Genomic DNA, 21,201 nt, shown 5'->3' with positions numbered 1-21,201 from the left:
TTTCCAACCTGCTGAACCAGATGAAGGAAATGGGCGTTGCCGACAAATATCCGCAGCTGCTTGAGGAAATGCCGCGCGTGCGTGCCGAGCTCGGCTATCCGCCGCTGGTTACTCCTACCAGCCAGATTGTAGGTTCTATGTCCGTATTGAACGTTGCACTTGGACGCTATAAGATGATTCCCCGCGAGGTTAAGGACTTGATTCTTGGCAAATACGGCCGTACTCCGGGACCGATTGACCCTGAGGTAAAACGCCTCGCCATCGGTGACGCACCGCAAATCGACCACCGTCCTGCCGACGATATTCCGCCGCAGATGAAAAAACTGCGCGAAAAGCTGGCTGAAGAGGGCTTCCCCAACGCACCGATTGAAGACGTTTTAAGCTACGCCTCCTTCCCCGAGGTAACTCTTAACTTCCTGCGTCACAGCAACATCGGTATGAAATTCCACGATTTATAAGCACAACGCTAAAGAGCACGCTGAGAAATCAATCTCAGCGTGCTCTCTTTTTATGCAGATATTATTTTACATCCTCCAGGTGTTCTTCCTGAAGCTCCTCGTGAATCTTTTCCGGCTCGTGCAAAAGCTGGATACCGACGCGCACGATACGCATCTTATCAATTTCTTCTACCGTAAAGGCAGCGGCAGGTGTCTGCACCTTCTGCCCCACCTTAGGCGGATAATCAAGCTGAGAGTAAACCCAGCCGCCGATAGTATCACAGTTTTCGGTATCTAAAGCCAGCTCGAAGGTATCGTTAACATCCTCCAGCAGCATTTTGCCGTCGACAGAATAGGTTTTACTGCCCTTTTCTTCTACCTCCGGACGTTCCTCGTCAAACTCGTCCTGGATTTCGCCTACGATTTCCTCCAGAATATCCTCAACGGTAACCATACCAGCGGTACCGCCGTACTCGTCAACCAAGATTGCCAGCTGACTGCGATGCTTCTGCAAAATGCGCAGCAGCTTGCTGATAGGCAGAGATTCCGGCACCAGCAGCACCTTACGCGCCAGACTGCGCAAATCAGGACGCTCGCCGGCATTTAAGCTGCGCAGCAAATCCTTGATATGCAAAAAGCCGATAATGTGGTCCTTGTCCTCATCACAGATAGGATAACGTGTCATGCGCTCCTCCAGCGCCGTCTTGATATTATCCTCCCAGGAATCCTCCAGATACAAGCAGATCATATCGGTACGCGGAACCATGATGTCGCTGGCGCGACGGTCGGAAAAGTCGAAAACGTTGTCCAGATAAGTAAGCTCTGTTTTATCAATATAGCCATGCTTGTGGCTTTCTTCCATCAGTATGCGGATTTCGTCCTCGTTGTGCGCCTCTTCCGCCTCGCTTGCAGCCTCAACGCCCAATTTGTGCAGCACCCAGTTGGCAACGTGATTGAGAAACCACACCGCCGGATACATCAGCTTATCAAACAGAATCAGCGGAGCTGCCACGAACAGAACAATCTGCTCAGTCTTTTGAATAGACAATGATTTAGGCACCAGCTCGCCCAAAACGATATGCAATGCGGTGATAACACCGAAGCCGACAACAAAAGCTATTGTATGCTCAACCTGCGGCGGCAGCTGCAGCAGGTTAAATACAGGATGCATCAGCTTCGCCACCGTCGGCTCGCCAATCCAGCCTAAGCCCAGCGAAGCAATGGTTATGCCCAGCTGCGTAACCGAAAGATAGGCATCAAGATGCTCCGTTACCTGCTTAGCGCTTTCTGCCCGAGTATTGCCTTCCTTAATCAGCGCATCAAGACGCGAAGGGCGCACCTTGACGATAGAAAACTCCGAAGCAACAAAAAAGCCGTTCAGCGCCACCAAAAATAAAATCGCTATAACATTAAACAAACATATGAGATAGTCCAAAAATCTCTGTAATCCTGCAGATTGCAGAAAAACAGTTCACCTCCGTAAAATATATAATATTAACAGTATTGTACCATAGTTAGGCCATAAAGCAAAATAATTTTTTGTAAAATTTGTAGCAAAAAAGCCGCCGTATCAGCAAAAATTTACATGATACGACGGCTTTAAGCTTTTATTTGAGGTCAGCTACAGCCTTATGCAAAGATGATGCCTTATACTCAATCTTTAACTGCTTCAGCGCAGCGTTTGCACAGAGTCGGATGCTCAGCGTCCTGACCAACCTCGTCACTGTAAATCCAGCAACGCTCGCACTTGTGGCCTTCGGCAGCAGCAACGGTAACCTTCAGGTCCTCGCGGCCGGTTGCTTCAGCACCTTCTGTAGCGCCTTCAACAATAACTGCCTGAGAAACGATCAGCAGGGTTGCCAGGTCTTTTTCTACGGATTTCAGGATAGCCAGAGCTTCGCCTTCGGCGTGCAGCTCAACCTTAGCGTCCAGGGAGTGACCAATTTGTTTGTTACGACGAGCTAGCTCCAGCACCTTGGTGATTTCGCTGCGGATTTCAATGAAGTTATCCCATTTGGTTTCCAGCTCTTCGTTGATGTATTCTTCCTTAACCTCCGGCCAAGGCAGCATTTGTACGGATTCCGGAGCATTAGCAGGTTTCTTCATGAACTGCCATACCTCTTCCATAGTAAAGCTCAGTACCGGGGAAAGCATAACGATGAGATCCATGAGGATTTCATGCATAGCGGTTTGTGCACTGCGACGCTCTTTGCTGTCAGCCTTGTAAGCATACAGGCGGTCTTTGAGGATATCCAGATAGAAGCTGGACATTTCAACGGTGCAGAAGTTGTGGATTGCATGGTACAGTACATGGAAATCATAGCTTTCGTAAGCAGCGGTAACTTCCTTCTTCAGCAGCTGCAGATGCATTAGAGCCCATTGATCAAGCTCCAGCATTTCGTTGAACGGAACTGCATCGGTTTCATAGTTGAAATCGTTGGTGTTGCCCAGGATGTAACGGATAGTGTTACGGATTTTGCGGTATACCTCAGCCAGCTGCTTCAGGATTTTCGGAGAGATACGGATATCTGCCTTGTAATCGGAGGAAGCAGTCCACAGGCGGATGATATCAGCACCGTATTGTTTGATTACGTCCTGCGGAACGATGACGTTGCCTACGGATTTGGACATCTTGCGGCCATCGCCGTCAACTACATAACCATGAGTCAGTACGGATTCGTACGGCGCACGGCCCGCAACAGCAACGGAGGTCAGCAGAGAGGACTGGAACCAGCCACGATGCTGGTCACTGCCTTCGAGGTACATAGCAACCGGCCAGGACAGCTCCGGACGTTTTGCGGCAACAGCCATGTGAGAAGAACCGCTGTCGAACCATACGTCCATGATATCGCTTTCCTTATGGAAGTGCTTGCCGCCGCATTTCGGGCAAACAGTGCCTTCCGGCAGCAGCTCTTCTGCAGTGTGAGCCCACCATGCATCGCTGCCTTCTTTTTCGAACCAGTTGGCAACGGAGTCGATGGTAGCTTCGTTAATCAGATGCTCGCCGCAGTTATCGCAGTAGAATACCGGGATAGGAACGCCCCATACACGCTGACGGCTGATGCACCAGTCGTGACGGTCGCTTACCATGTTATGGATACGTTGTTGGCCCCAGGAAGGAATCCACTGTACATCGTCGATAGATTTCAGTGCTTCATCACGGAAGCCGTCGATAGAAGCGAACCATTGAGAGGTTGCGCGGAAGATAATCGGGTTTTTGCAGCGCCAGCAGTGTGCGTATTGGTGCTTAATGTTTTCTTTACCCAGCAGGCAGTTCAGCTCAGCCAGATATTTCAGTACCGGGATATTAGCGTCGAATACAAACATGCCCTTGAAGCGTTCGCCTGCTTCTTCGGTCAGCTTGCCCTGAGAATCAACCGGGCAGAGAATCGGCAGCTTGTATTTCAGGCCGGTTTCAAAGTCGACATCGCCATGACCGGGAGCGGTATGTACGCAACCAGTACCGGCTTCGGTAGTTACATAGTCAGCCATAACTACGAGAGAACGGCGGTTGTTGTATTCAGGGAACGGATGCACGCATTCAGCGAATTCCATATCTTTACCAAGAGTAGTGCCGAGGATATTGCTGAGATCCTTGTGGCAGACAGCGCCAACCTGAGCCAGCAGGTCTTTTGCCATGAAGAGAACTTCGCCTTCGCATTCAACCCAGGCATATTCCAGAGCAGGGTTCAGAGCAACAGCAACGTTGGCAGGCATGGTCCACGGAGTGGTGGTCCAAATTACCATGTAAGCCTTTTTGCCTTTAGCAGCTTCCGGAGTCTGGCCGTTGTCTTTTACCAGCGGCATTTTTACGAAAATGGTCGGAGTTTTTTGTTCGCCGTATTCGATTTCTGCTTCAGCCAAAGCGGTTTCGCAATGCGGGCACCAGTAAACGGTCTTTTTGCCTTTGTAGATATAGCCTTTGTTAGCCATAGTACCGAATACACGGATCTGCTCAGCTTCAAAGCTGTGATGCAGAGTGATGTACGGGTTTTCCCAATCGCCCAGAACGCCCAGACGTTTGAAGTCTTCGCGTTGGATATCAACCCATTGCAGAGCGAAGTCGTGGCATTTGCGGCGCAGAGTCAGCGGATCCAGCTCATTGCGGTTCAGGCCCAGCTCTTTGATAGCAGCGTGCTCAATCGGCATGCCGTGAGTATCCCAGCCGGGAACATACGGGGTATCGAAGCCGCGAGCATATTTGTATTTCATGATGATATCTTTTAAGATTTTGTTCAGGGCATGACCCATGTGGATTTTGCCGTTTGCATACGGAGGGCCGTCATGCAGAACAAATTTCTTGTGGCCTGCATGCAGCGCCTGCTTTTTGCCATAAATATCGTTTTCTTCCCAGAATTTCAGAAAATCAGGTTCGCGCTGCGGCAGACCTGCACGCATAGGGAACTCTGTTTCGGGCAGATTCAGTGTTTTACCATAGTCCATTACTAATAACCTCCAATTTTATTAAACAAAAAAATATAGCAATAATATAAAAAAGCTTCGTCCCTCAGATAAGGGACGAAGCTGTAGACTAACAACAATTAATACGCTTGCGTATCATACATCATTAACAAACGTGTACTCCGTGGTACCACCCTCATGACGACAGCCTTTGCCGCACGCCACTCGTGTGCGCAATATCGGGCGCTCCCGTATGCAGCTACTCAGGTTCGCCGCATCCGCTCCAAAGTGATTTTCACCTGCTTTACTTCGTCCGGGCTTGCACCATACCCCGCCTCGCTTAACCTGCGCCGCAAGCTACTGTCTTTTTCATCGCGTTAACAAATATCAATAAACGCTAATATTATACATTAGACAATGTGATAAGTCAAGGAGTGAAGAGCCCTGCACTGCCAAAATTTTATAATACACATCTTCAGACTTCTTACTGCTAAAGTCATATGTTAACAATCCAATCGAAGAATTATTCTTAATCCTGCTCTGTTAACATAAATTATTTGAACTTCAGTCTTTAACCAAAACGTCACAAACACTCGCTTGCGAAAAATACTTCTTTATGTTATATTATAGGCAAGAAGACAACCGCCCACAAGGTGGGTTGCCCGTAAAAAAGTGTAGAAAAGCCACTCCGTTACCGGTCAAAGTTCAGGAGTGGTTTTTCTATGTCCGTAACTGTCTTATTACTTTCGGTTCTGAAATATGAACGTCAGCAATGCTACGATAAAAATTCCAAAGGGTATTAAATCCTGAAAACTGAAATATACCATAGACATCACCTCCATTCCGAAGAATTTCGGCAATGCCCCACCCTCTAGCTCGGTTGTCTTACACAATATTTTATCATATAAAACCAAAACACACAACGAACAAACTGTAAAGTTTGCGCTGTGTGTTTTTTTATTGGCCAAAATATTTACTAAAAGTTTTATTGCTTATTTTTCTTCTGCTCTTTGAGCCAATTTTTATAATCTTGGACTGTATCTTTGGCGTAATCTGTTTTTAAATCAGCATAGTAGCCAAGAGCTTTTTCTACCAGTTCAGTATTTCCTTCACGGCTTGCCATGATAAGCATTGATTCAATCGCGATAAATTTATCTTCAATAGTCTTTGACTCTGCAAGGCATCTTTGAGCCATTTCCCAACCCAAGAAATATTTGCCAGTAAATTCCAGTAAACGTTGCAGATTAAACAAACATGTAAGATATGTGTCGCTATCTTTATCTTCGTCTGTTACACAAGCTAAAGCACGCTGATATTCTTCTATCGCTTCATCATACAAAAGGTAGAGCTCCAAATCAGCAGCACGATGAAATCTTGCTTTAAACATATCAGGCGGATTCATGGAAATTATCAAATTATCAATGGCAAATAATTTACCTGGATTCGTTTCGTTAGCTGCCAATTCATTTAATTCTTCTACACTTTTTCCTTGAATATCAGCGATTTTTTCAACAAATTCTTTACGCCAATATTGTTGTATTGTCTGTGGACGTATTTTCTCCAGATACTCCAAAACCTTCGGCACAAATTTTTCTTTCGTGATTGCAGAGTCTGCATACCAAAGGTTCGACTGTCCCATGCCCAAGCCTGCACCAGCTTTTGATGCCGAAAGAACCCTGAAATTACGCAGCTCTTCGGGAATAATATGCGCATTTTCTTCTCTGGTTTTAAAATTATATTGCCAATATGTATGATTTTCTACAATGTTATCTTCAAAATACTGATAGTAACGATACATCTCGGCGTGTTCGTACCAGCCGACGATATGCCGTCCTGTATCATTAGTCGCTACCCAGATAACTGTAACGTCATCAATTTTATCTACATCATCTGGCACATCCTCTACACGCGCCAGATTCAACCTCTCCCCTGGTGCACGCACATACCCAAGGCAGTAATGGTTATACGGATAGAAATTGAAACTTTCACAAGCATCATTATTTTCTTTGACAAACGCACCGCCATTCTTCGGCTGGTCGTTGTCAGTAATGCCACTATAAAGTTTCATCCATGCTATATTACAAAAAACTACTTTTGCCATCTTTATATCTCTCCCAAATTATCTGCTTTCTTCTTTAACGAATGTTGGGAACTGATAATCCAAGTAATTATCAAGTTCGTTGAAATTAGGGAACCTACGTTCCAATTCACGGAATTTCGGTCCGTGAGAATGAATCAGCTGATGCAGGCACTCGTGATAAATAAGGTACTTTAGTACTTCACGCGGCACGCTGGCAGAATTAAGGCCGCAATTCATTTTTATATTATCGCCAAGATAAACATATTGTGCAAAATACGTCTTATAAGCCTTCTTAGTCCAACCAATCGTCGGGCGCTTGAAGTCGTCGCCCAAGTTGTCTTTTTGCTCTGCCAAAACTTCATCAAGCAAAATTTCCAGCGGTTCTGCGAAAGGCTCTGCGCTAAGCAAGCCAAACTCTGTTTCTGCTTCTTCAATACTAGAGCCCATCGGCGTAACGCCGGTGGGATACAGAAGGAAGTCAAAAATACGTCGCTGATAGGATTCAACATTGCCATACAAGCTGTCAATGATCGTCTTATGCGCATTATAAATTGCATGAATATCCTGCTGAATTTTGAAGATGTTTGCCAAAGACGTTTCTTCGCGATACTTCATCGCCAATTTTGACGGGTCGATGTCGTCACGCTCGTCGAACGATTGAAACTCTGGAAAAGCTTTCTCCGTCGCCGTCAGTTCTGCAATGTCTTCCAATTCCTGAGGCGTAGGCATCACACCGAAGCCATCGAAATATTTTTGCAAAAGCAGTTTGCCGTTCTGCTCTTCCGCTGCAACAAGCGCCTGCGTATCTGCCTTCATTGCTGCATAGCCTTCCTGCTGGTTGGCGAAAACAAGCACTTTCTCGGGCATGTCATTTTTATCATAAACATTGTACCAACCCACAGGCAGCACAGCGGCGTGCACCTTGAAGCCCAAATCGCCGTAAGAAATGGCACGCATCGCGTCGATAATGCTGGACACAGGAATTTCTTCCACTTTGTTCTTTTTCTTCGGCTCTTTCTTCGTGCCTCCCGGCGTTCCGCCTTCTTCGCCTTCCAACAGGAACGAAGGATTGAGCCAACGTGTAAAGCTTGCCCACTTATCACAGAAGTCAACGATGTACACTTCTTTCGTGCCACCGCATTGCTTGCCACGCATGCCGCGCCCAATCATCTGCATTAATAAAACATCACTGTTCGTCGGACGTGTCAGAAAAACTGTATGAATATCAGGAATATCGCTGCCCTCGCTAAGAATGTTGACGTTAACTAATACGTCGATATGGTCGTCATTGCCAGCCTTATCCTTATGGTTGTTATGGCGGAAACGTTCAATAATTGCGTCTTTCACACTGTCGTCCATGCCAGAATAAATGCGGTCACATTTTACACCCTTTTTGACGAACATATCTGCCAAAACATCACAGTGCGTAATGTTCAAGGCAAAAATTATCGTTTTGCCGTATTTCTCTTTATTGTCAAGATATTCCTTAATAATAACTTCGTTACGTTCGTTAATCTTTGCAATCTTGTTGACAGCTTGTTCCGTCAAATCGCCTTTCGCCAAAACTTTTTTCAGCTCATCTTTATCAATATAAGTTTCAATTTCAACATTCGTTTCACGTTTTAAGTTTATCGGTGTAGCCAGAGTACCATCAGCAATCAGTTTGCTCAAGGGAATGGCATAAATGATTTTCTGCTCAAACAGTTTCAGTAGCGAAACGGTACCCATGTCAGTGTATCGGATTGGCGTTGCCGTAAGGCCAAGCAATTTCGCCTCGGGACATTTTTGGCGCACTGCGTTTATAATTTTTCTATATGAAGGTGCAAGCGCATGGTGCGCTTCGTCCACAACGATAATAACTTTCTTCTTGAGCGGAGCTGTAAGATAGCCAAGATTACGCACTAGACTCTGCACGCTACCCACGACGATATCATCTTTTTTGGATAAAGCGTGTGCGCTGGCATGTGCGCCCGAAACGCAAGTCACTGTCAGACTTTTAATTTCATCACCTGCCACATCTTTCACGAGCGGTGAAAGTCTATAAAAAACATTCGCTGCCTGTTCGACGAGCATATGGCGGTGCGCCAGCCAGATAACTTCATAGCCACGCGAAGAAAGCTCATGCAGAAGAAAATAAATACTCGTCATTGTCTTGCCGCTGCCTGTCGGCATCATAAGAATGCCGCAACGACCGTTTTGCTTAAGAAAATATTCCTGCATCGCAATGTTGGCTTCCTGCTGGTAAGAATACAGCTTTACATCCTGAATGTGCGAATCGCCAAGCAGAATGGTATGCGGCTTATAAAAATAAGTTTTTAACTGAAATTCTCCTTCCGAGCCTGTGCGTATCATCTCATCAAGGTACGCCATAATAACTGCCTGAGAAAGTTTGCACTGTTTCAGCTTACGCAAAGCGTCTTCGTCCTTGCTGCGGATGCCTGCATAATTTTGGCGTTCTAACGTTTTTGCCACATTCCCCAAATGCTCTGGTTCGCTCAAAAAATACTCTTCGATTTCTTCGCGATATTTGCTCACAAAATGTTCATCGGGAAATTTGCACAAGTTGCCCAAGTAAGGCGCAACAAAAGCTGCTTCGTCGTACTCTACTGGCGGATGATACTTTACAGGAGTTTTACTGCTCTGCAGCACTGCATTCAAAAATTTCACAGAGAAATCCTGCCACCGAAAAAAATTTTTTGACATTTACTAAAAGCCTCCTTTTACGCTCAGTCAGCAAATCGTTGTCCTAACAATATTACGTATAGTTTCTCCTAACTCATAAAATCTAAAGAATAGTATTAGCAGACGTTACAAGTATATTACTTTCTTTTTAACATATTTACATTATATGTCTACCCCCGCCTAAAAACAAGTCTTTTTTATTGTTCTGCATAAAAAAGAAGAGCACAACACAAAGTTGCACTCTTACTTTAAGTCGTTCTAATATAAATTTTTTTGCGTTCTATCCTCTGCGCCATCTGCACAGCTTCGCCAACTTGTAACCACGGCTGGCAATAAAGTCCCGCGTTTCTCCCGTCACAATCAGCGGAAGGTCACGCAACTCCTTCGGCGTCAGGCAGCCCAAAAGCAGCATGTACTTTTGCAGTCCTTCCGCCAGTGAATGCACATATTAGCTTGAAGAATGCAAAAAGGGGACACTATATACGCTAAAAGCTTCCGGACGAGCCATGAAAGCAGGTCTGGAAGCTTTTATTGTGTAAATTAGTACTTAGATGACAAATTATTATAAATGCCATTCAATACTCTTCTAGATCCCTAGAAGCCAGTCAATGACATTCACGACTTTTATGCCTTCATAATTTCCGAGGGAGAAGCGATCAAGCGTCAAGACGATTTTCTCATAATTGTCTTGTATTCCCCGTAGCGGACGCATCTCTCGTTCAAATGTTTCCTCAGCAGTCATATTAGCTGTAACCTGATAATAAGTTAATATTCCTTGCTTCTGAGCGACAAAGTCCACTTCAGTTGAGCCAAACTTTCCAATATTGACCTGATAGCCTCGCCGTAAAAGCTCGAAATATACAATATTCTCAATGGAAAAGCCCAAATCATACCGTTTTCTTGGAAGAATATGATTGCGAAGTCCCAGATCAACCATATACAGCTTTTTATTAGCTTTCAAAAGCTGTTTCCCAACAATATCAAATCTTTCAGCTGGGTAAAAGACAAATGATTCAGTCAAAGCCTCCACATAATCACTAACCGTATTCGGAGAAATCTTTCTGCCAGAAGAGATTAAGTAATCGGTTACGCTTTTCATAGAAATTGGACTGCCGATTACACTTGCCAAATAGCGTGCAATGGTCTTCAGTAGTGCAATATCTGTGATTTTACGTCTACCTGCATCTTTTTCTTTTCTTGCCTGGCGTTCCTCAATATCTTTAACAATAACGGTGTTGTAGATTCCCTCCAGATATTGATTTACTTTTTCATCCGTGCGGTTCATCACCGCAACATACGGAAGTCCTCCCGTTTGCATATATTCTGAAAAAGCATCTTCTTGCGGTCTCCCCGTCACAGTGACATACTCACTGAAAGAAAGGGGAAGCATTGATATTTCCACATACCTTCCAGACAAAAGGGTTGCCAGTTCACTTGAAAGCAAATACGAATTTGAACCCGTAATATATACATCCGTGTTGTTCTTTACATATAGACTATCTACTACTTTGGGGAAATCAGGCACGTTCTGAATTTCGTCCAAAAATATATATGTCATTTTATCGCTACACAGACGTTCTTTTATATAACGATAAAGTACCTTATAATCCAAAAGCTCTTCAAACTCTAGGTCTTCAAAGTTGATTGATATAATCTGTTCTGCTTCCACGCCAGCTAAATGAAGTCTGTCCTTAAACTGTTCCAGAAGCACCGATTTACCACAACGTCTAATTCCCGTCACAACTTTAATGATGTGCTCGTCTTTCCACTCCCAAAGCTGTTCGAGGTATTCTTTTCTTTCAACCATGGCTCTATCCCTCCTTTCTCCGAGTATAGCACATTATGTTTTGAAAATCAAATTATATTCCCATCTCGGAATTTATTTTAAAATATTTTATTTAGTCTTCTTATTTTAGAGCTTTAATTACAAATATCCATAAGCTTCTTTCTAATAGAGAAAGTGGCGATGATCGTTATGATATCCAGCTTGAATCAAGAAGCTCTGAGCAACCAGGAATTAAAGCGACAAGTAAAGCTTCAGATAAACTCACCGACTTAGCTTTAACAGCCTAAAAACAAATTTTAGATAAAAAATACGATACAGAATTTCTCGCTCGTAATGTACATACCATTTACAAATATGGTATTACGTTTAGAGGTAAAGAAGCAAAAGTCATAAGTGACTAGAACGGTTTTCTCACCAAAAACTGCGGAGCAAGCTCTCGCCTGCTCCGCAGTTTTTCTATCCTCTTCTTTTTTACCCTCTGCGCCATCTGCACAGCTTTGCCAGCTCATAGCCTCGGCTGGCAATAAAGTCAAGCGTTTCTCCCGTCACAATCAGCGGAACGTCACGCAGCTCCTTCGGCGTCAAGCAACCCAAAAGCAGCATATATTTCTGCAGTCCGTCCGCCAGTGTTTCCACATAGTCTGCGGCAGCGTCAACTCCCTGCTCTATGACCAGACGCAAAAGCGGTGCGGTAATCCCCACCGCGTCCGCACCAAGAGCAAAAGCACGCGCTGCGTCACCTGCGGTACGGATGCCGCCGCTCGCCAAAAGCAGAGCATTCTGCGGCAGTGTCTGCTGCGCGTCAATCAAGCTCCAGCACGTAGGCACGCCCCAGGCAACAAACTCCTCCGTCAGCTCAATCCCCTGACGCTTTGCCTCAATAGCCGGGAAGTTCGTCCCCCCTGCGCCGGCACAGTCAAAGGCGGTAAAGCCCTGCTCCAGCAAAAGCTCGTACTGCTCTGCAGCAATACCGCAGCCTGTTTCCTTAACGATAACAGGCACGCTCACAGCATTACGAATCTGCACCAGGTTTGCCAAAAGTCCGCAGGTATCCTTGTCGCCCTCGGCCATCCACAGCTCCTGCGCAGCGTTCAGGTGCACCTCCAGCGCGTCAGCCTGCAGCATGTCAATGGCAGCCTGCGCCTGCGCGGGCGTAGCAAGAGCACTGATGTTACCGATAACAAGACCTTCGGCAAGCTCCTCGCGTACCACAGTATAGCTCGCGATACCGCTGCCGTCAAGCACAGCGCCGAATTGCGAGCCTACAGCCATACCGATACCGGTTCTTGCCGCCACCTGCGCCAGCTTTCTGTTAATCTCCGTCACCGCATCTGTACTGCCTGTAATAGCATCAATGAAAAAAGGCAAACGCAGACGTTTGCCTAAAATTTCTACAGATAAAACAAAGTCTGCCGGATTAATCTCCGGCAGACAGTTGTGTAAGAAGCGGAGATCAGCAAGGTGCGTTGCCGCCGGGCCGTCGCCCAGCTCCAGTGCATATTGAATATGTTCTAGCTTACGCTTTGCACGTTGCATATCCTTCTCCAATTATTTTTCGAGGCTTTCCAGCTGCTCGGACAGGTTTTGGCTCAGGTGAGATTTTTTACTGCCCATGTAGGAACGGAATTCGTTCTTTTCAGCATCACGTTTAACTTTGGAAATGCTCAGGCCGATTTTTTTGCTGTCCAGATCCATTTTAATGATTTCAGCTTTAACAACTTGGCCAACTTCCAGAACGTCGCTCGGAGCTTCGATGCGCTCAGGAGCGATTTCGGAAATGTGAACCAGACCTTCAACCTTGTCGCTCAGCTTAACGATAGCGCCGAAAGCCAGCAGACGAACAACTTCTACGTCCAGAATGTCGCCAATGTGGAATTGAGAAGCTTCAACCTTCCAGGGATCTTCCAGAGTAGCTTTGATGCTCAGAGCAACGCGTTTGTTTTCGCGGTCGATGCTCTTAACCAGAACGGTTACTTCGTCACCTTCTTTAGCAACGTCAGCAGCTTTTACGCTACGGTCCCAAGACAGCTCGGTGTTGTGAACCAAGCCAACCAGGCCTTCGCCGATTTCAACGAACAGACCGAATTCAGCAACCTTTACAACCTTACCGGTGTATACTTTGCCTTCTTCAACAGAGTTGTAAGCAGCTTCTTCAGCAGCAGCGCGTGCTTCTTTAGCAGCAGCAATGCGAGCTTCTTTAGCTTCCTTGTAAGCTTTGCGTTTAGCGTCAGCTTCAGCTCTCAGCAGGTCGCGGCGGGAAACAACGATGCGTTTTTTCTCCAGGTCAACTTCGATGATTTCAGCTTCCAGCTCTTTGCCGACATAACCGGTGAAGTCTTCTACGCGGCGCAGTTCAACATGAGATGCGGGCATGAAGCCTTCAACACCTTCAACTGCAACACCCAGACCAACGATGTTTTTAGCTTTGTTTTTGATGATGCGCAGAACTTTAACGGTTGCCGGGCGTTTTTCGCCTTCGGGCAGCTCAGCAACATTTTTCCATGCTGCGTCGCGCTCAGCTTTGATTTTGGACAGACGAACGAAATCGCTCTTGGTGCTGCCAGGAACAACCTTAGCTTCTACTTCATCGCCAACTTTGATAGTGTTTTGCAATTCTTCAGCAGTTTCGGTCTGGGACCATTCGGAATAAGGAATCAGACCATCATGTCTATATCCGAAAGATACATATACGCCGTCTTTATCCAATTGAATAACGGTACCATTGACAACTTTGCCAGGATATACCTCTACCTCCATACTTTCGTTGAGCATTCTTTCAAAATCCATGTTTTCCATTACTAAAATAGCCTCCTTAATTAAACGGTCCGGAGTCGATGCTCCTGCCGTGATTCCTATTTTATTGCAACCCCTTAGCATATCGCTGCTCAGCTCGCTGGCAGTCTCTATATGATATGCTTGCCTGCAATGCTGTTGCACCAGCTCGAAAAGATGCCTTGTGTTGGCGCTGTTGCGTCCGCCGATGACGATAACGGCATCCGACTCTGCAGCCAGCTTTACAGCTGCCTGCTGTCTTTGCGCTGTCGCCAGACAGATAGTGCGCTCCACACGGTATTCTCCCGGGCGCTGCTCCTGCAGTGCCTGCAATATATCATTAAATTTCTGCAGCTCAAAAGTCGTCTGGATGATTACTCCATAACGCTCCCGGCGCGGTACATAAGAGATATCTTTTATACATTCTACACAGATAGCGTTTTTTCCTGCCCATTTTAAAATACTTTTTACTTCCGGATGATTTTTTTCTCCGACTATTACAGGAAAATAGCCATCAGCTGCTGCCTGAGCAGCCTTTTGCTGTGCCAGGCGTACATTCGGACAGGTTGCGTCCAAAATTGTCAGCCCTTGTTTTTCTGCCTGCGCATAGGTTTCAGGCCCCTCGCCGTGTGAACGGAAGATAACCGTTTCACCGGGAGCAAACTGCTCCAGGCTGTCCTTACAGGCAATACCCTTTGATGCAAGCTCGGCAATCAGCTGGGGATTGTGTATCAAAGGTCCCAGCGTTGCACCCTGCACACGGTCGGTCGCAGCCTTTTGGGCCAACGCCACCGCGCGCTTCACACCATAGCAAAAACCACAGTGCTCTGCTACCTTAATTTCCATTATACATCTTCACCTGCCTGCAGCCTTGCAATGTGCTGCATCAGCTCTTCAGTCATTGCATGCAAAAATTCTTTGTTGACCACAGCGTCCTCAGGGAAGGGCATCGGTTTGCCAAAGCGCACCGTAACCTTCGGCCAGATACGGCCATGACGCTTGTAATCGGTACCGATGATGCAGGCTGGCACGATAGTTGCCTTCGCCTTGCTCGCCATCATCAGCGCTCCGGGCTGAGCCTTGCCAAGCTCGCCGGTCTTGCTGCGTGTTCCCTCAGGGAAAATCGCCAGCACCTGACCGCTTTCCAGAATATCAATACCATGCTTAATTGCAGCACGGTCCGCACCGCCACGGCGCACCGGGAAAGCACCCAGAATTTTATAGATAGTGCCCAGAACCGGCACAAACAGCTCTTCCTTGGCCATAAAGTGGACCTTACGGGTTGCTGCCGTACCAAGTACAGGCGGATCAAGCAGACTCAGATGGTTGCTTGCTATAACCAGCGGACCATCCTTGGGAATATTTTCTCTTCCTTCTACCTTCAATCGCAAAAAGATGGTAAAAAGAATTTTAAAGAGATTCTTCACTAAGGTATAAATCATTGTGCGCGCTCCTGCACCAGCTGTAAAATTCTATCGGTAACCTCGCTGATGCCCATATCGGATGTATCCAGAAGCAGTGCATCCTCTGCCTGACGCAGCGGACTGATAGCACGCTCGCTGTCCTGCTTGTCGCGCTCGGCAATATCCGCCTGCAGCTGCTGCAGATCAACCTGCTGACCTTTGGCCACCATTTCCGCATAGCGGCGGCGCGCTCTTTCCTCAACCGAAGCAGTAAGAAAAATTTTCAGCTGTGCGTTCGGGAAGACAACCGTACCGATATCACGTCCGTCCATCAGGACACCGCCTGCCTCGCCCATACGGCGCTGCTGGTCTACCATCGCCTCACGCACTGCCCCGATAGCAGCAACACGCGATACAATCGCCGTCACTTCGGGAGTACGGATAGCATCGGTAACCTCGGTACCGTCCACAAAAACACGGTTGATTTTTGCCTCCGGCTTGAAGTCAATCAGCATAGTCTTGGATAAGCCGCTGATAAAGTCCTCGTCAAAAGCTTTGCCTGTCTGCAAAAACTTCCAGGCTACGCTTCTGTACATGGCACCGGTATCAATATAGGCATAGCCTAATTTTTCGGCAGCCAGCTTCGCAATAGTGCTTTTGCCTGCACCTGCGGGACCATCAATTGCCACAACAATTTTCTTCATTCTACATAACCACACTTTATAATGTATTAGCTATCTATATAATACCATGTTTTACATGTATATGGATAGCCTAATTTTAGTCAAATTTATGAATTATTCTTCGGCAGCCGCCGCTTCGCCCGCAGCATGACCGCTGCTGAACGCTGCCTGCAGATTATAGCCGCCGGTATAGCCGTCGACATCCATAACCTCGCCTGCAAAGTACAAGCCCTTGATGCGCTTGGATTCCATGGTCTTGGGGTCAATCTCCTTCACGCTTACGCCGCCTGCGGTAACAATGGCCTCGGCAATCGGACGTGTTGCAGAAATGGTGATGACAAAATGCTTCAGCGTCTGCAGCAGTCTGTGACGCTCCTCGCGCGAAACCTGGTTGATGAATTTATTCTCATCAACGTAGGACATATCCAGCACAACGGGAATAAGTCGTTGCGGCAGTAAATCCTTCATGCCATTGAGCACCTGCTTGCGGCTGTACTGCACAAAATCGCGTTGGATACGTGCATCAAGCTTTTCCTCGCTCAGCGCAGGCTTCAGGTCAAGCTCCAGCTCTACATCCTTGCCCGCAGCCAAAGCGTCTGCGGCAAGATTGCTCAGCGAAAGCACAATGGGACCGGAAACGCCGAAATGCGTAAACAGCATCTCACCAAATTCACTGCCCAGCTTTACGCCGTCGGCCAAAAGTGTTGCCTGCACGTTGCGCAAAGATAAGCCCTGCAGGTCATCAACATAAGGATAATCGCTTTCCAGCGGAATCAGAGAAGGCTTCAGCGGTACAATCGTGTGCCCCAGCTTCTTCGCCAGCTTGGCGCCGCCGCCGTCGCTGCCTGTGCCCGGATAAGACGCACCGCCCGCAGCCAGAATAACTCTGTCTGCCTCGTACACGCCGTTGACCGTGCGCACGCCGTACACATGGCCTTCCTTGACCATGATATCAATAACCTTGGTGTCGGTCTGCAGCTTGCCGCCGGCCTCGGTATAAATCCTTACCAGCGTATCGACTACATCCTTCGCCTTGTCGCTTACCGGAAAAATACGTCCGCCTCGTTCAACCTTCGTCGGCAGTCCGTTACTCTCCAATAGCAATACTATATCATCATTTGTGAACCTATGTAAAGCACTATTTAAAAATCTTCCGTTTCCGGGCAGATTTTTTATGAAATCGGGGATTTCGCAGGCGTTGGTAATGTTGCAGCGTCCCTTGCCGGTAATGAGCATTTTCTTGCCCGGCACACGCATTTTTTCATAAATCGTTACTTGCGCTCCGCCCCAGGCTGCAGCAATGCCTGCCAAAAGGCCTGCCGCGCCACCGCCTACAATCGCAACTCGCGTCATAGCTTAGCCGCCTTTCTGAGCTGAGATAACTCCTGCTCGCTCAGGCTGCGGAACTTGCCGCGTCCCAAGTTGCTCAGTTGCAGCGGTCCCAGCTTGATGCGCTTCAGATCGCGCACCGGAAAGCCGATAGCGTCGCACATGCGGCGAATCTGGCGGTTACGTCCCTCATGGATGGTGATATCAAAAAGCGTAAAGCCACGCTCATGGTCATAATCACGCAGGTTAACAATCGCCGGAGCGGTCGGACCGTCCTCCAGCTTTACGCCCAAGCGCAGCTGGTCCAGCTTTTCCTGCGGCACAATGCCCGGAACCTTAACGAGGTAGGTTTTGTTAACCTCATGGCTCGGATGCATCAGCGCCTGTGCCAGTGCACCATCATTCGTCAGCAGCAGCAGTCCTTCGGTATTGAAGTCCAGGCGGCCTACCGGGAATACTCTCTCCGGCAGGTTCTGCACGAAATCGGCAATGCTGCGGCGGTTTTGCGGGTCGGACATAGTGGTGACTACTCCCCTCGGCTTATAGAACATGTAATATGCCTTGGCCTCTTGGGCAATAGGCTTGCCGTCAACGCTGATGCGTACCTTTGATGCATCAAACTTGCAGCCCAGCTCGGTAACTACTTTACCGTTCACGCGGACGCGACCTGCCGTAATAATTTTTTCTGCTTCGCGGCGGGAGGCAACGCCTGCTGCCGCCAGGATTTTTTGTAAACGTTCTTCCATCTATCTCAGTTTTCCTTTGCTTCTAATGTATTATCAAGCTGCAGCACCTGCTGCGCAGCCTCTGCCTCATCTTCAGGCTTCGTTTCCAGCGGAGGCAGCTCCTCCAATGAGTTCAGTCCGAAAACCATCAGAAATTTTTCTGTCGTAGCATATAAAATGGGGTTGCCCAAAGCCTTTTTGCGTCCTGCCTCCACCACCAGGCCTAAATCCAGCAGTGTATTGAGTACGCCGTCAACTTTTACGCCACGGATGGCTTCCATCTCGGCACGCGTTACCGGCTGTTTAAAAGCGACAATCGCCAAGGTTTCCAAGGAAGCATTCGTCAGCTTTACTTCCTTTTTGCGTCCCAAGCCCAGCAATATGCTGTAGTAAACCGGCTTGGTCACTAGCTGAAAGCAGCCTGCTGTTTCACGCAGCATCAATCCCCTGCTTTCCGCCTCGTAGGATTGCTTCAGCTCCGAAACAAGCTCCCACACCTGCGGCTTTTCCAGCTGCAGAAGGTCCGCAAGCTCCGCCACAGAAACAGGCTCACCTGCAGCAAACAGCACCGCTTCCAGTGCTCCTGTCATTTTGTCAAGATACATCGTTTGCTTCCTCCTGTCCCTGCTTGCCGAAGATATAAATCGGTGCAAAGCGCTGCGCCTGGCTGATAGTAATCAACCCCAGCTTCAGCAGCTCCAGTACACCTAAAAAGCAGGCCACCTTCTCGGCAGGGCTGCCTGCGGTAAAAATCTCATTAAGCATAAAGCCCTGCGGCTGACGCTGCAGTCTTTGCAGAATATCTGCCATTTTATCCTGAACACTGTAGGCCTGCGGCTCAATAAAGGCTGCCGGCTTGCCGTCGGGCGCAGTCGTCATGCCTGCCAAAGCCTTCAATAACTGCTGCACCGTGCAGGGAGCAATAGTGCGCTCCACCAGATTGCCGAACATCGGCTCACGCTGCCAGTACAGGTCAGCGCTCTGCTTCATATCTGCCAAAGCAGCAGCGGCACGCTTAATGCGGCGGTATTCCACCAGCATCTCCACCAGCTGTTGGCGCGGGTCTGCTTCCTCCTCCTCGCCCTCAGCGGACTGCTTGGGCAGCAGCATACGCGATTTAATCTGCAGCAGCGTTGCGGCCATCACCAGAAAATCACTGGCGACCTCCATATCAAATTCACTCATGCTGCGCAGATAGCTTATATACTGCTCCGTAACCGCAGCGATGGGAATATCATAAATATCTACTTTATCACGCTCGATAAGGTGCAGGAGCAAATCCAGCGGACCTTCGAACGCAGTCAGCTTCAACGATAAATCAGCCATGGCTTAGAACACTAAACCCAATATACCGTTTACCAGCATCATGTAGCCTGCGGCAAGCGGTCTGATAATCGCACCTGTGATACCGGTGAACACCAACGCAATCAGAATATAAAAGCCGTAGCGTCCAACCATATTATCGAACTTCCAGGCCATAGACGGCGGTAGAAGCTCCGAAAGAATCTTGGAGCCGTCCAACGGCGGAACCGGAATCAGGTTGAAGAAAGCAAACCATACATTATATAACTGCATCCACAGCAAAAAGCGGTAAACGCCATCACTCAAAAGACCGAAGCGATTTAAAAACGTCATGAAAAATGCTGCGAGAAAGCACAAAAACAGATTGGCTGCGGGACCGGCAAAGGAAACCTTCAGAATACCCTCGCGGCGGTTGCGAAAATTGCTGGGGTTAATTTCTACTGGCTTAGCCCAACCGAAGCCGGCTACCACCAGCAGAATCGCGCCCAACGGGTCCAGATGCGCCATCGGGTTGAAGGTCATGCGTCCCATATAACGCGCAGTCGGGTCACCCATGCTGTCCGCACATTGCGCATGGGCATATTCGTGTATCGTAATCGCAAACAGAAGCGCAGGAATGCGATAGATCATCGTACTGAAATCGAGCATACTTTCCTCCGAGAAAAATTTATCAATAGATTTATTATACAACATCTTGTATTCCTACGTCAAAAAGAAAACGGAACCATCAGTATAAATTATGTGACAGTTCCGTAAACATTTACTTTTTTCTGCTGATTAGTTTCTTATTTGCCTGTGAATTGCGGTGCACGCTTCTCATAGAAAGCAGCAATGCCTTCCTTGCAGTCATCGGTACCAATCAGCAGCGCCTGGGTAGTTTCTTCGATTGCCAGCACCTCGTCCAGAGTCAGGTCATGGTCGTTAAGATATTTTTTCGTCAGGCTGATAGACAGCGGAGCGCTTGCTACCAAACGTGCAGCCATAGCATAAACCTTGCCCTTCAGCTCTTCGTCTTCATAGACATCATTCAGCATGCCAAGCTCCTTGGCAGTTGCAGCGTCAATCAGGTCACCGGTAAACATCAGCTCCTTAGCCTTCAGCACACCGATAGCCTTCGGCAGGAAGTACAGACCGCCGCAGTCGGGAATCAGGCCAACCTTGGCAAAGCTCTCGCCAAAGCGTGCCTTGGCAGATGCATACACCAGGTCGCAGGCCAGCATCAGGTTAACGCCTGCACCGGCAGTAACGCCATTGATATAAGCAATAACAGGTTTAGGAATAGTAGTCAGGCGTTTGGCAACGTCGCCCACCTTAGCAATGAAGTCCTTCTTGGCAGCAACGCCCTCCAAGCCGTTCAAATAGCTAAGATCACCGCCGGCACAAAATGCCTTGCCGTTACCGGTAAGTACGATAGCACGCACCTCAGCGTCGGCAGCAGCCTTGGTAATGGCAGCATGCAAACCGTCAATCAGCGCGTCATTCATTGAATTCAGGCTCTTCGGACGGTTCATAGTAATCGTCGCAATATTGTTTTCCACAGCGTATAATACAGCTTCTTCCATGGGTAACACTCCCTATAATATCTTTAATTTTCACCGATT

General features: G+C 47.6%; 16 protein-coding genes and 1 pseudogene. 1 reads left to right on the top strand and 16 read right to left on the bottom strand.

Annotated features, from left to right (window positions below; translation table 11 throughout):
* Positions 1-458 (top strand): annotated as a pseudogene (locus BN587_RS12095) (oxaloacetate decarboxylase subunit alpha); the annotation flags it as partial.
* A gap of 61 nt (positions 459-519) precedes the next feature.
* Here the strand turns inward: BN587_RS12095 and BN587_RS10145 are convergent.
* The 16 genes from BN587_RS10145 to BN587_RS10075 form a co-directional block, all read right to left on the bottom strand.
* Positions 520-1,872 (bottom strand): hemolysin family protein, encoded by a 1,353-nt coding sequence (locus BN587_RS10145; RefSeq protein WP_021721027.1) that lies wholly within the window; start codon positions 1,870-1,872, stop codon positions 520-522.
* 218 nt (positions 1,873-2,090) lie between these two features.
* Positions 2,091-4,880 (bottom strand): isoleucine--tRNA ligase, encoded by a 2,790-nt coding sequence (ileS, locus tag BN587_RS10140; protein WP_021721026.1) that lies wholly within the window; start codon positions 4,878-4,880, stop codon positions 2,091-2,093.
* Between the two features lie 943 nt (positions 4,881-5,823).
* Positions 5,824-6,939 carry a hypothetical protein gene (locus BN587_RS10135; RefSeq protein WP_021721025.1) on the bottom strand — a complete coding sequence of 372 codons (1,116 nt, stop codon included), beginning with the start codon at positions 6,937-6,939 and terminating at the stop codon, positions 5,824-5,826.
* 18 nt (positions 6,940-6,957) lie between these two features.
* Positions 6,958-9,621, bottom strand: coding sequence for a DEAD/DEAH box helicase (locus BN587_RS11565; protein WP_021721024.1), 2,664 nt, complete (start codon positions 9,619-9,621; stop codon positions 6,958-6,960).
* A 259-nt stretch (positions 9,622-9,880) separates the two neighbouring features.
* Entirely contained in the window at positions 9,881-10,045 is a 165-nt protein-coding gene (locus tag BN587_RS12090; protein ID WP_303684970.1) for a hypothetical protein, read from the bottom strand.
* Between the two features lie 141 nt (positions 10,046-10,186).
* On the bottom strand, positions 10,187-11,407 hold the full coding sequence (locus BN587_RS10125) for an ATP-binding protein (RefSeq protein WP_021721022.1): 1,221 nt from the start codon (positions 11,405-11,407) through the stop codon (positions 10,187-10,189).
* A gap of 450 nt (positions 11,408-11,857) precedes the next feature.
* The gene (gene fni / locus BN587_RS10120; RefSeq protein WP_021721020.1) at positions 11,858-12,922 is read right to left on the bottom strand and encodes a type 2 isopentenyl-diphosphate Delta-isomerase; all 1,065 of its coding nucleotides are present in this window, start codon (positions 12,920-12,922) and stop codon (positions 11,858-11,860) included.
* 12 nt (positions 12,923-12,934) lie between these two features.
* Entirely contained in the window at positions 12,935-15,004 is a 2,070-nt protein-coding gene (gene ispH / locus BN587_RS10115; RefSeq protein WP_021721019.1) for a 4-hydroxy-3-methylbut-2-enyl diphosphate reductase, read from the bottom strand.
* Positions 15,004-15,600, bottom strand: coding sequence for a lysophospholipid acyltransferase family protein (locus BN587_RS10110; protein WP_021721018.1), 597 nt, complete (start codon positions 15,598-15,600; stop codon positions 15,004-15,006). The genes ispH and BN587_RS10110 overlap by 1 nt, the downstream gene beginning before the upstream one ends.
* Entirely contained in the window at positions 15,597-16,265 is a 669-nt protein-coding gene (gene cmk / locus BN587_RS10105; protein ID WP_021721017.1) for a (d)CMP kinase, read from the bottom strand. The genes BN587_RS10110 and cmk overlap by 4 nt, the downstream gene beginning before the upstream one ends.
* 93 nt (positions 16,266-16,358) lie before the next feature.
* On the bottom strand, positions 16,359-17,597 hold the full coding sequence (locus tag BN587_RS10100; protein ID WP_021721016.1) for an NAD(P)/FAD-dependent oxidoreductase: 1,239 nt from the start codon (positions 17,595-17,597) through the stop codon (positions 16,359-16,361).
* Positions 17,594-18,319, bottom strand: coding sequence for a pseudouridine synthase (locus BN587_RS10095; protein ID WP_021721015.1), 726 nt, complete (start codon positions 18,317-18,319; stop codon positions 17,594-17,596). The genes BN587_RS10100 and BN587_RS10095 overlap by 4 nt, the downstream gene beginning before the upstream one ends.
* Positions 18,320-18,324: 5 nt before the next feature.
* On the bottom strand, positions 18,325-18,903 hold the full coding sequence (gene scpB, locus BN587_RS10090) for an SMC-Scp complex subunit ScpB (protein WP_021721014.1): 579 nt from the start codon (positions 18,901-18,903) through the stop codon (positions 18,325-18,327).
* Complete coding sequence (locus BN587_RS10085) at positions 18,893-19,624, bottom strand: segregation and condensation protein A (protein WP_021721013.1); 732 nt, start codon at positions 19,622-19,624, stop codon at positions 18,893-18,895. Before BN587_RS10085 ends, scpB begins: the two co-directional genes overlap by 11 nt.
* A 3-nt stretch (positions 19,625-19,627) precedes the next feature.
* Complete coding sequence (locus BN587_RS10080; protein WP_021721012.1) at positions 19,628-20,248, bottom strand: site-2 protease family protein; 621 nt, start codon at positions 20,246-20,248, stop codon at positions 19,628-19,630.
* Positions 20,249-20,385: 137 nt separating this feature from the next.
* Positions 20,386-21,162: an enoyl-CoA hydratase/isomerase family protein gene (locus BN587_RS10075; RefSeq protein WP_021721011.1), complete on the bottom strand. Its 777-nt coding sequence runs from the start codon at positions 21,160-21,162 to the stop codon at positions 20,386-20,388.
* Between the last annotated feature and the right edge of the window lie 39 nt (positions 21,163-21,201).

Origin of the sequence: Phascolarctobacterium succinatutens CAG:287, assembly GCF_000434895.1 — a bacterium.
GTDB classification, from domain to species: Bacteria; Bacillota; Negativicutes; order Acidaminococcales; family Acidaminococcaceae; genus Phascolarctobacterium_A; species Phascolarctobacterium_A succinatutens_A.
This window is presented reverse-complemented; position numbering and strand designations above follow the sequence as displayed.